This window comes from Planomonospora algeriensis (assembly GCF_977012225.1).
Genome location: NZ_CDRNDK010000223.1, coordinates 1 through 10,266, shown reverse-complemented (window position 1 = coordinate 10,266; position 10,266 = coordinate 1). Strand labels below are relative to the sequence as shown.

Annotated in this window: 10 protein-coding genes and 1 pseudogene; all 11 read left to right on the top strand. The window is 73.5% G+C overall.

Annotation, left to right across the window (positions count from 1 at the left end):
• Positions 1-26: 26 nt before the first annotated feature.
• The gene (locus tag ACWJ6R_RS21495; RefSeq protein ID WP_449063955.1) at positions 27-923 is read left to right on the top strand and encodes a phosphatidylinositol mannoside acyltransferase; all 897 of its coding nucleotides are present in this window, start codon (positions 27-29) and stop codon (positions 921-923) included.
• Positions 920-2,047, top strand: coding sequence for a glycosyltransferase family 4 protein (locus tag ACWJ6R_RS21490; protein ID WP_449063953.1), 1,128 nt, complete (start codon positions 920-922; stop codon positions 2,045-2,047). Before ACWJ6R_RS21495 ends, ACWJ6R_RS21490 begins: the two co-directional genes overlap by 4 nt.
• Positions 2,044-2,583, top strand: coding sequence for a hypothetical protein (locus tag ACWJ6R_RS21485; protein WP_449063952.1), 540 nt, complete (start codon positions 2,044-2,046; stop codon positions 2,581-2,583). Before ACWJ6R_RS21490 ends, ACWJ6R_RS21485 begins: the two co-directional genes overlap by 4 nt.
• A gap of 128 nt (positions 2,584-2,711) precedes the next feature.
• Positions 2,712-3,731 (top strand): DUF3048 domain-containing protein, encoded by a 1,020-nt coding sequence (locus ACWJ6R_RS21480; protein ID WP_449063951.1) that lies wholly within the window; start codon positions 2,712-2,714, stop codon positions 3,729-3,731.
• A gap of 268 nt (positions 3,732-3,999) precedes the next feature.
• Positions 4,000-4,914: a pyridoxal 5'-phosphate synthase lyase subunit PdxS gene (gene pdxS, locus ACWJ6R_RS21475; protein WP_189239364.1), complete on the top strand. Its 915-nt coding sequence runs from the start codon at positions 4,000-4,002 to the stop codon at positions 4,912-4,914.
• A gap of 186 nt (positions 4,915-5,100) precedes the next feature.
• The gene (pdxT, locus tag ACWJ6R_RS21470; RefSeq protein ID WP_449063950.1) at positions 5,101-5,688 is read left to right on the top strand and encodes a pyridoxal 5'-phosphate synthase glutaminase subunit PdxT; all 588 of its coding nucleotides are present in this window, start codon (positions 5,101-5,103) and stop codon (positions 5,686-5,688) included.
• 3 nt (positions 5,689-5,691) lie between these two features.
• Positions 5,692-6,444: a YebC/PmpR family DNA-binding transcriptional regulator gene (locus tag ACWJ6R_RS21465; protein WP_449063949.1), complete on the top strand. Its 753-nt coding sequence runs from the start codon at positions 5,692-5,694 to the stop codon at positions 6,442-6,444.
• A 104-nt stretch (positions 6,445-6,548) separates the two neighbouring features.
• On the top strand, positions 6,549-7,829 hold the full coding sequence (locus tag ACWJ6R_RS21460) for a cation:proton antiporter (RefSeq protein ID WP_449063948.1): 1,281 nt from the start codon (positions 6,549-6,551) through the stop codon (positions 7,827-7,829).
• A gap of 213 nt (positions 7,830-8,042) precedes the next feature.
• Positions 8,043-8,630, top strand: coding sequence for a crossover junction endodeoxyribonuclease RuvC (gene ruvC, locus ACWJ6R_RS21455; RefSeq protein ID WP_449063954.1), 588 nt, complete (start codon positions 8,043-8,045; stop codon positions 8,628-8,630).
• Positions 8,627-9,247 (top strand): Holliday junction branch migration protein RuvA, encoded by a 621-nt coding sequence (gene ruvA, locus ACWJ6R_RS21450; protein WP_449063947.1) that lies wholly within the window; start codon positions 8,627-8,629, stop codon positions 9,245-9,247. The genes ruvC and ruvA overlap by 4 nt, the downstream gene beginning before the upstream one ends.
• Before the next feature lie 16 nt (positions 9,248-9,263).
• Positions 9,264-10,266: pseudogene (gene ruvB / locus ACWJ6R_RS21445) on the top strand (Holliday junction branch migration DNA helicase RuvB); the annotation flags it as partial.

The window sequence follows — 10,266 nt, the reverse complement described above, 5'->3', positions numbered from 1 at the left end:
CGCCCTCCCGGCCGTCCCAGCCGTCCGTGCAGGACCGCCTGGTCGCGGCCGGGTTCGGCGCCGGCTGGGCGCTCGTGCCGCACCTGCCCGAGCGGTTGACCGGCCGGGCCTTCGACGCCGCGGCCGACCGCCTGTGGAAGCGGCGGGGCCCCTCGGTGCGCCGGCTGGAGGCGAACCTGGCCCGGGTCCGGGGGACCTCGCCCGACGACCCGGCCGTGCGCGCGCTGAGCCGCGAGGGCATGCGCTCCTACTTCCGCTACTTCCACGAGGTCTTCCGGCTCCCGTCCGTGCCGAAGGCGGAGATCGTCGCGCGCACCCGCGTCGACGGCGCGGAGCGGATCTTCGAGAACCTGGACAAGGGGCGCGGCGTGGTGCTCGCGCTGCCGCACATGGGCAACTGGGACCAGGCGGGGGCCTGGCTCATCGGCTCGGGGCACCCGTTCACGACCGTCGCCGAGCGGCTCAAGCCCGAGTCGCTGTTCCGCCGCTACACCGCCTTCCGCGAGGGCCTCGGCATGGAGGTGCTCCCGCTGACCGGCGGCGACGGCCAGAACTTCGGCACGCTGGCGCAGCGGCTGCGGGCCGGCAGGGCGGTCGCGCTGCCCGCCGAACGCGACCTGACCGCCAGGGGGATCGAGGTCTCCTTCTTCGGCTCCGCCACCCGGATGCCCGCCGGGCCCGGCCTGCTGGCCGTGCACACCGGCGCCGCGCTGCTGCCCGCCATCCCGTACTTCCACGGGCGCGACTGGGGCCTGGACATCCACGAGGAGATCGCGATCCCCGACGAGGGCACCCGCCAGGAGCGGACGGCGGCGGCCATGCAGAGCCTGGCGGCCGCCTTCGAGCGGGGCATCTCCGCCCACCCCCAGGACTGGCACATGCTCCAGCGCCTCTGGCTCGAGGACCTGGAGCCCCGCGCATGAGGATCGGCATCGTCTGCCCCTACGCCTGGGACGTCCCGGGCGGGGTCCAGGTGCACATCCGCGACCTCACCGAGGCGCTCATGGAGGAGGGCCACCAGGTCTCGGTGATCGCCCCCGCCGCCGACGACGAGGAGCTGCCCGGCTACGTCACCTCGGTGGGCCGCCCGGTCCCGGTCTCCTTCAACGGGTCGGTGGCGCGGATGTCGTTCGGCTTCCTGTCGGCGAACCGGGTGCGCCGCTGGGTGCGCGACGGGCGCTTCGACGTCCTGCACGTGCACGAGCCGTTCATCCCCTCGGTCGGCCTGCTGGCCTGCTGGGTGGCCAGGGGGCCGATCGTGGCGACCTTCCACGCCTCCTACGGGCGCTCGCGCGCCTTCTCGGTCGCCACCCCGGTGATCATGAGCGCGCTGGAGAAGATCAGCGCCAGGATCGCCGTGTCGGACGCGGCCAGGAAGACGCTGGTGGAGTTCATCGGCGGCGACGCCGTACTGATCCCCAACGGGGTGACGGTCCGCCGCTACACCGAGGCCGAGCCGCTGCCGCGCGCGGCGGGCGGCGAGGTGATCGGCTTCCTCGGCCGGATGGACGAGCCCCGCAAGGGCCTGCCCGTGCTGCTGGAGGCGTTCGCGCTGCTGGCGCCCCAGCGGCCGGAGCTGCGCCTGCTCATCGCCGGTCCCGGCGACGCCGACGAGGTGCTGGAGCGGGTGCCGGCCACCTTCCACGACCGGGTCGAGCTGCTGGGCATGGTCAGCGAGGAGGACAAGGTCCGCGCCTACCACTCGGTCGACGTCTTCTGCGCGCCCAACCTGGGCGGGGAGAGCTTCGGGATCGTGCTGACCGAGGCGATGTCGGCCGGGGCCGCGATCCTGGCCAGCGACATCCCGGCCTTCCGCAAGGTCCTCGACGAGGGCCAGGCGGGGGCGCTGTTCGAGACGGGGAACGCCGCCTCGCTCGCCCGCGAGGCCGCCGCGCTGCTGGACGACCCCGCGCGCCGCGCCAAGCTCTCGGACGAGGCGCGCACCGCCGTGTGGAAGTACGACTGGTCCACGGTCGCCCGCGACGTCGCCCGCGTCTACGAGACGGTGGCGGTCCCGGCCGGAGTCGAGGAGGACGACGCGCAGTGACGGCCACGACGATCCTGGTGGTGGGCGTGATCGTGGTGCTCACCGCCGTCTACGTCTCCTGGCGGGCGGGCCGGCTGGACCGCCTGCACATCCGGCTGGAGCTGGCCCGCGAGTCCCTGGACGCCGCCCTGGTACGGCGGGCCGCGGTCTGCCTGGAGCTGGCCGGCTCCCGGATCCTGGACCCGGCGACGAGCCTGCTGCTGGCCGCCGCCGCCCACGAGGCCCGTACGGCGGGGCCGGAGGAGCGCGAGCACGCCGAGAGCGAGCTGTCGCGGGCGCTGCGGGCGGTGCTCGACCAGGAGCGCTTCCGGGAGAAGGCGGCCGAGACCCCGGCCGGTTCGGAGCTGCTGCAGGAGCTCGACGCCGCGGTCGCCAAGGTCGTCTACGCCCGGCGCTTCTACAACAACGCGGTCGGCGTGACGCGGGCGGCCCAGCGCCGCTGGCTGGCCCGCACGCTCCGGCTGGCCGGGCACACCGCCTACCCGGATTTCTTCGAGATCGACGACGCCCCGCCGCAGGCCCTGGCGGCGGAGTGAGCCGGATCCCGGGGCGGTTCCCGCAGGCCGGGACTCCCAGGCTGCCTACATGAAATCGCTATAGAAGCGGAACATCCGACAAGTCGGGCGCCGGTAAGCTCTTGGCGATTTCTTGCCCACCTGAGGAGATGACCGTGCGGCTACCCCGGATGATCGCCGTCACCCTGGCCGGAGCGGCCGTCGTGGCGCCGGCCGCGGCCTGCTCGTCCGACGAGCCCGCTCCGGGCAGGAACCCCCAGGCGGCCGCCGCCTCCCCGGCCCCCACCCCGACCCCGGAGCCGGTCCACCCGTTCACCGGGCTGCCCGGCGCGGCCCGCAGGCCGGTCCTCGCCGCGAAGATCGAGAACACCTCGGCGGGCAAGCCCCAGCTCGGGCTCAAGAGCGCGGACATCGTCTACGTCACGCAGGTCGAGGCGGGGCTGACCCGGCTGATCGCCGTCTTCTCCTCGAAGATCCCGGCCAAGATCGGACCCGTGCGCAGCGCCCGGATCTCCGACCTGCACCTCGCCCCGCAGTTCGGCAGGCCCGCCTTCGCCTACTCCGGCGCGCAGACCAAGATGCTCCCGTTCATCGCCGAGGCATCGCTGTTCGACGTCTCCGACAGCCGCGTCCCGGGGGCCTACTTCCGCCAGCCCGGCCGCTACGCCCCCTACAACCTGTTCGCCGACACCAGGAAGCTGCTGGCCGCGGCGCCCAAGGCGAGCAGGGCCAAGGATATCGGCCTCACCTTCGGCGACGCCCCGGCCGAGGGCGGGACGCCCCGCAAGACCTACAGCGTGAAGTACCCCGCGGCCCGGTTCACCTTCGGCTGGTCGGAGAAGGCCGGCAAGTGGCTGATCTGGCAGGACGGGGAGAAGGACATGGCGGCCGAGGGCGGCCAGCTCGGCGCCCCCACGATCGTCGTGCAGTACACCAAGACCGAGCGCTCGCAGTTCCACGACAAGAACCAGAGCTACACCCCCCTGGTCCACACCACCGGCAAGGGCCGGGCGGTCGTCCTGCGCGACGGCCAGGCGTTCAAGGCGCGGTGGAGCCGGGCGAAGGAGGAGGACGGCACGGTCTTCACCACCGAGAGCGGCGAGCCGATGAACTTCGCCCCCGGCCAGGTCTGGATCGTCCTCGCCGCGCCCAGGCCGGTCACCCCCTGATCCGTGCCCGCCGCTCCCCGGTCCCGGCCGGTCACCCCCTGACCCTGACCCTGGCCCGTCGCCCTCCGGTCCCGGCCGGTCCTCCGACGCGTCCCCCGGCGGGCCGCCCGCCCGCGGGCGAGCCGTACAGGGTGTCCAAGCCGGGCGCCGGAGTGCGACAGGGTGGTGTGGGAGAACACGCGGGCCAGCGCCTACGATGAAGCGTGTGGTGGCCGCCCCGCGGGCGGCCCGTGTCCGCAGCAACCCCAGTCGTCGTGAGGTAGAGACCGTGTCCAGCAGCACGCCCGAAGTCACCGAGACCGCCATCACCGGAACCGCCCGGGTGAAGCGCGGCATGGCCGAGATGCTCAAGGGCGGCGTCATCATGGACGTCGTCAACGCCGAGCAGGCCAAGATCGCCGAGGACGCGGGCGCCGTCGCCGTCATGGCGCTGGAGCGCGTCCCCGCCGACATCCGCGCCCAGGGCGGCGTCTCCCGGATGAGCGACCCCGACATGATCGACGGCATCATCGAGGCCGTCTCGATCCCCGTCATGGCCAAGGCCCGCATCGGCCACTTCGTCGAGGCCCAGGTCCTGCAGTCGCTGGGCGTGGACTACATCGACGAGTCCGAGGTGCTCACCCCCGCCGACTACGCCAACCACATCGACAAGTGGCAGTTCACCGTGCCCTTCGTCTGCGGTGCGACCAACCTGGGCGAGGCGCTGCGCCGCATCACCGAGGGCGCGGCCATGATCCGCTCCAAGGGCGAGGCCGGCACCGGCGACGTCTCCAACGCCGTCACCCACATGCGCACGATCCGCGGCGAGCTCAGGCGCCTGTCCTCCCTGCCCGAGGACGAGCTCTACGTCGCGGCCAAGGAACTGCAGGCGCCGTACGAACTGGTCGCCGAGGTCGCCAGGACCGGCAAGCTGCCCGTCGTGCTGTTCACCGCGGGCGGCATCGCCACCCCCGCCGACGCCGCGATGATGATGCAGCTCGGCGCCGAGGGCGTGTTCGTCGGCTCGGGCATCTTCAAGTCTGGCAACCCGGCCCAGCGCGCCGCCGCCATCGTCAAGGCCACCACGTTCCACGACGACCCGGACGTCGTGGCCAAGGTCTCCCGCGGCCTGGGCGAGGCCATGGTCGGCATCAACGTCGACGACATCCCGGTCCCGCACCGCCTGGCCGAGCGCGGCTGGTAGCCACCCGGAGGGCGACTTCCCCGGAGGCGGCATCCGTCAGGGTGCCGCCTCCGGCGCGTTCTGAGGGTTCCTCCCGCCGCCGCGGGCTCCGGCCGCCCGGTGCCGGCCCCGGGCGGCCGGATCGGGCGGCGCACCGGACGGCAGCGGTTACGCTCGTAGGGCGAACCAGACGAGCCGGACGAAAGGATGCCTGTGCCCACGATCGGTGTGCTCGCCCTCCAGGGAGACGTGCGCGAGCACGTGCACGCGCTGGAGGAGGCGGGCGCGAAGGCGGTGACCGTACGGCGCCCCGGGGAGCTGGAGACCGTCGACGCACTGGTCGTCCCCGGCGGGGAGTCCACGACCATGTGGAAGCTCGCGGTCACGTTCGACATGCTCGAACCCGTCCGGGCGCGCATCGCGGGCGGCATGCCCGTCTACGGCTCCTGCGCCGGGATGATCATGCTGGCCGACCGGATCGAGGACGGCGCCGCAGGTCAGCAGAGCTTCGGCGGCATCGACATGACCGTCCGCCGCAACGCCTTCGGCCGCCAGGTCGACTCCTTCGAGGCCGACCTCGACTTCGCCGGCCGGGGCCCGCTGCGCGCGGTGTTCATCCGCGCCCCCTGGGTGGAATCGGTCGGTTCCTCGGTGGAGGTGCTGGCCCGGGCCGAACCTGGGGATAGGATCGTCGCGGTCCGCCAGGGGCCGCTGCTCGCCACGTCCTTCCATCCGGAGCTGACCGGGGACGCCGGCGTGCATTCGTACTTTGTTGAAATGGTGAGGGAGTTCTAGGCGATGTCCGGCCACTCCAAATGGGCGACGACGAAGCACAAGAAGGCCGCGCTTGACTCCAAGCGGGGCAAGCTGTTCGCCAAGCTCATCAAGAACATCGAGGTCGCCGCCCGGACCGGTGGTCCCGACCCGGACGGCAACCCGACGCTGTACGACGCCATCACCAAGGCGCGCAAGAGCTCCGTCCCGATCGACAACATCGAGCGCGCGCGCAAGCGCGGCGGCGGCCTGGAGGCGGGCGGCGCCGACTGGCAGACCATCATGTACGAGGGCTACGCCCCCGGCGGCGTCGCGGTGCTGATCGAGTGCCTCACCGACAACCGCAACCGCGCCGCCTCCGAGGTCCGGGTCGCGCTGACCCGCAACGGCGGCTCCCTGGCCGACCCCGGCTCGGTGTCCTACATGTTCAACCGCAAGGGCGTCGTGATCGTCCCCAAGGGCGGGCTGTCGGAGGACGACGTGCTGACGGCGGTCCTCGACGCGGGCGCCGAGGAGGTCAACGACCTGGGCGACACCTACGAGGTCGTCTCCGAGGCCGGTGACCTCGTCCCGGTGCGCAAGGCCCTGCAGGACGCCGGGATCGACTACGACTCGGCGGAGTCGAGCTTCATGCCGACGATGAACGTCGCCCTGGACGAGGAGGGCGCGCGCAAGGTCTTCCGCCTGATCGACGCGCTCGAGGACAGCGACGACGTGCAGAACGTGTGGGCCAACTTCGACGTCTCCGACGAGGTCATGGAGAAGCTCGAAGCCTGACCGCCGGGCGCCCCTCCGCTTTCGGAGGGGCGCTCTCCGTCTCCGGCGCCCTTCCCGCGTTCTGCGAGGTTTGCCCCCGTCCGTACGGGTAATTCGGCTGGACCATGGCGAACTCGGATCTGGTCTTCGCGCTGGCGGGCGCCGGCGCCCTGCTCGCGGCCGTGCTGCCGCGCGTGCTCCGGCGGCGCCCCTTCTCGCTGCCGCTGGCGTGCCTGGCCGGCGGGGCGCTCCTCTACCTCCTCCCGCTCGACCTGCCCGCCCCCGACCCGGTGGCGCACCGGGCCTTCACCGAGCACGCCACCGAGATCTGCGTGATCATCTCGCTGATGGGCGCGGGGCTGGCGATCAACCGGCCCTTCGGGTGGCGCGGCTGGGGGTCCACCTGGCGCCTGCTGGCGTGGACGATGCCGCTGAGCGTGGCGGCGGTCGCACTGGTCCTGCACGGCCTGCTGGACTGGCCGTGGGCCGCGGCGCTGCTGCTCGGCGCGGTGCTCTCGCCGACCGACCCGGTGCTCGCCTCCGACGTGCAGGTCGGTGAGCCGGTCGACTCGGAGAAGGCCGACGACGAGGTGCGCTTCACCCTCACCTCCGAGGCCGGCCTCAACGACGGACTGGCCTTCCCGTTCGTCTACGCCGCGATCGCCCTGGCCCTGGCCGGCGGAGGCGCCGGATGGGCCGGCGAGTGGATCCTGGTCGACCTGCTCTACAAGGTCGCGGTGGGCGTGGCGGGCGGGCTGGGGGCCGGTACGCTGCTCGGCCGCCTGTTCTTCCGCGCGAAGGTGTCGGACCTGCGGCTGGCCGAGCACCGGGACGGCTTCGTCGCGCTGGCCGCGACGTTCCTGGCGTACGGCGTCACCGAGCTGGCGGGCGGCTACGGCTTCATCGCGGTGTTCGTGACCGCCTGCACGATCAGGGCCGCCGAGCGCACCCACGGCTACAACGGGGTGCTCCACGGGTTCATCGAGCAGATCGAGCGGCTGCTCACCGCCTGGCTGATCCTGCTGCTCGGCGGGTTCATCGCGACCGGGGGCCTGGCCGCGCTCACCTGGCAGGGTGCGGCGGCCGGGCTGGCGCTGCTGCTGGTGGTCCGGCCGCTGACCGGCTGGCTGGCCGGGCTGCGCGGCCGGGCGGGCCCGCGCGAGGGCGGGGTGATCGCCTTCTTCGGCATCCGGGGCATCGGCTCGCTGTACTACCTGGCCTACGCGCTCGGCCACGCCGACTTCGGCGTGCCCGCCGAGGAGCTCTGGGCGGTGGTGGCCTTCACCGTGCTGGCCTCGCTGGTGCTGCACGGAGTCACGGCGACGCCGGTGATGGCCCGGCTGGACCGGCTGCGGGAGAGGGCGGCCGGGGACGACGAGAAGGAGGCCGCCGCCCAGCACCTCTGAGCGGCCCCGGGCGGGGTCTCCGCCGGGAGGGGAACGCGGCGACCGATCCTCGGGCCGCGGGCCGGGAACGGGGCGGGGCGGTTCCCGGGCCCCGGGTCCTCGATGGGCGGGGCCCTTGCGGCGGGCTCCGTGCGCGGGGCGCGACCAGGCGGTAGAGTCGGGCACCGAACAGGTGTTCGGCGGGTGGGAGGGGTGTCGGTGCGTCTGCCCGAGCTGCGGGTGATGGGAGTCGATCCGGGGCTGACCCGGTGCGGGCTCGGAGCCGTGGAGGGACGTCCCGGCGCGCCGCTGAACCTGGTGAAGGTCGGAGTCGTGCGCACGGCGGCCGACGAGGAGATCGGCGCCCGCCTGGTGGCCGTCGAGGCCGGCATCGAGCAGTGGCTCGACGAGCTGGAGCCGGACGCCGTGGCCGTGGAGCGGGTCTTCGCCCAGCACAACCTCCGGACCGTGATGGGCACGGCGCAGGCCTCGGCCGTCGCGATCCTGTGCGCCTCGCGGCGGGGCATCCCCGTGGCGCTGCACACCCCGTCGGAGGTCAAGGCCGCCATCACCGGCAGCGGCACGGCCGACAAGCAGCAGGTCGGCACCATGGTGACCAGGCTGCTGCGGCTCGACGCGATGCCCAAGCCCGCCGACGCGGCCGACGCGCTCGCCCTCGCCATCTGCCACGTCTGGCGGGGCGGGGCGCAGAGCCGCCTGGCCGAGGCGCTGGCCAGGACGAAGACCGGCCCCGGCACGACCGCGGCGGCCTATTTCCGCGGCCGCGGCCGCGCCGGACACTCGAGAGGAACCGCGAAGTGATCGCCTCGGTGCGGGGCCGGGTGGCCTCGCTCGCGCATGACAGGGCCGTCGTCGAGGTCGGCGGTGTGGGTGTGCTGGTGCACTGCACCCCGGGCACGCTCGCGACGCTGCGGGTGGGGGAGGAGGCGGCCCTGGCCACCTCGCTGGTGGTCCGCGAGGACTCCCTCACGCTGTTCGGCTTCGCCGACGACGACGAGCGCGGCGTCTTCGAGATGCTGCAGGCCGCGAGCGGCGTCGGCCCCAAGGTGGCGCTGGCCATGCTGGCGGTGCACACGCCCAACGCGCTGCGGGTGGCCGTGGCCGCGGCCGACGTCAAGGCGCTGACCCGGGTGCCGGGAGTGGGCCCCAAGGGCGCCCAGCGGATCATCGTCGACCTCAAGGACAAGCTGGGCACCCCGGAGGAGGCGGTCAGCGCCGCCCTCAACGGCCGCGCCGCCGCGCCGGCCTGGCGGGACCAGGTCCACTCGGGGCTGATCGGGCTGGGATACTCCGCCAAGGACGCCGACGAGGCGGTCGCCGCGGTGAGCCCGCAGGCCGACGCCGACGCGGCCGAGGGCCGCGTCCCCCAGGTCGCGGCGTTGCTGAAGGCGGCGCTGCGCGCCCTGAGCGTGCGATGAGCGAGGGTGGTCCGAGGTGAGTTCCGACCGGGATCTGGTGTCGCCGGAGGCCGAGGGCGACGAGCGGCTGATCGAGGCCGCGCTGCGGCCCAAGCGGCTGGACGAGTTCATCGGCCAGGCGCGGGTGCGCGAGCAGCTCTCGCTGGTGCTGCACAGCGCGCTGCGCCGCGGGCGGCGCCGACCACGTGCTGATGAGCGGCTCGCCGGGACTCGGCAAGACGACCCTGTCGATGATCATCGCGACCGAGCTGGGGGTGCCGCTCCGCATCACCTCCGGACCGGCGCTGGAGCGGGCGGGCGACCTGGCGGCGATCCTCTCGACGCTGTCGGAGGGCGAGGTCCTGTTCATCGACGAGATCCACCGGATGGCCCGCCCGGCCGAGGAGATGCTCTACCTCGCGATGGAGGACTTCCGGGTCGACATCGTGGTGGGCAAGGGGCCGGGCGCGACCGCGATCCCGCTGGAGATCGCGCCCTTCACCCTGGTCGGGGCCACCACCCGGGCAGGGCTGCTGCCCGCGCCGCTGCGCGACCGGTTCGGCTTCGTCGCGCACATGGACTTCTACGAGACCGCCGAGCTGGAGCAGGTGCTGCACCGCTCGTCGCGGCTGCTCGGGCTGGAGCTCCCGGAGGACGCGGCGCACGAGATCGCCGGGCGTTCGCGGGGCACGCCCCGCATCGCCAACCGGCTGCTGCGCCGGGTGCGCGACTTCGCCGAGGTCCGCGCCGACGGGGTGATCACCAGGGAGGTCGCCGCGGCCGCGCTGAACCTCTACGAGGTCGACGCCCAAGGACTGGACCGGCTGGACCGGGCGGTGCTGGACGTGCTGCTGCGCAGGTTCGGCGGCGGGCCGGTCGGCCTGTCCACCCTGGCGGTCGCGGTGGGGGAGGAGCCGGAGACGGTGGAGGTGGTCGCCGAGCCGTTCCTGGTACGGCAGGGCCTGCTGGCCCGCACCCCCCGCGGCCGGGTGGCGACGGCCGCGGCCTGGCACCACCTGGGGCTGATCCCGCCGCCGGAC

What these genes read in the sequence shown, in the direction of transcription:
- ACWJ6R_RS21480 (WP_449063951.1), top strand. Translation starts at nt 2,712, where the DNA reads ATGACCGTGCGGCTACCCCGGATGATCGCCGTCACCCTGGCCGGAGCG.
- ACWJ6R_RS21490 (WP_449063953.1), top strand. Translation starts at nt 920, where the DNA reads ATGAGGATCGGCATCGTCTGCCCCTACGCCTGGGACGTCCCGGGCGGG.
- ACWJ6R_RS21465 (WP_449063949.1), top strand. Translation starts at nt 5,692, where the DNA reads ATGTCCGGCCACTCCAAATGGGCGACGACGAAGCACAAGAAGGCCGCG.
- pdxT (WP_449063950.1), top strand. Translation starts at nt 5,101, where the DNA reads ATGCCTGTGCCCACGATCGGTGTGCTCGCCCTCCAGGGAGACGTGCGC.
- ACWJ6R_RS21460 (WP_449063948.1), top strand. Translation starts at nt 6,549, where the DNA reads ATGGCGAACTCGGATCTGGTCTTCGCGCTGGCGGGCGCCGGCGCCCTG.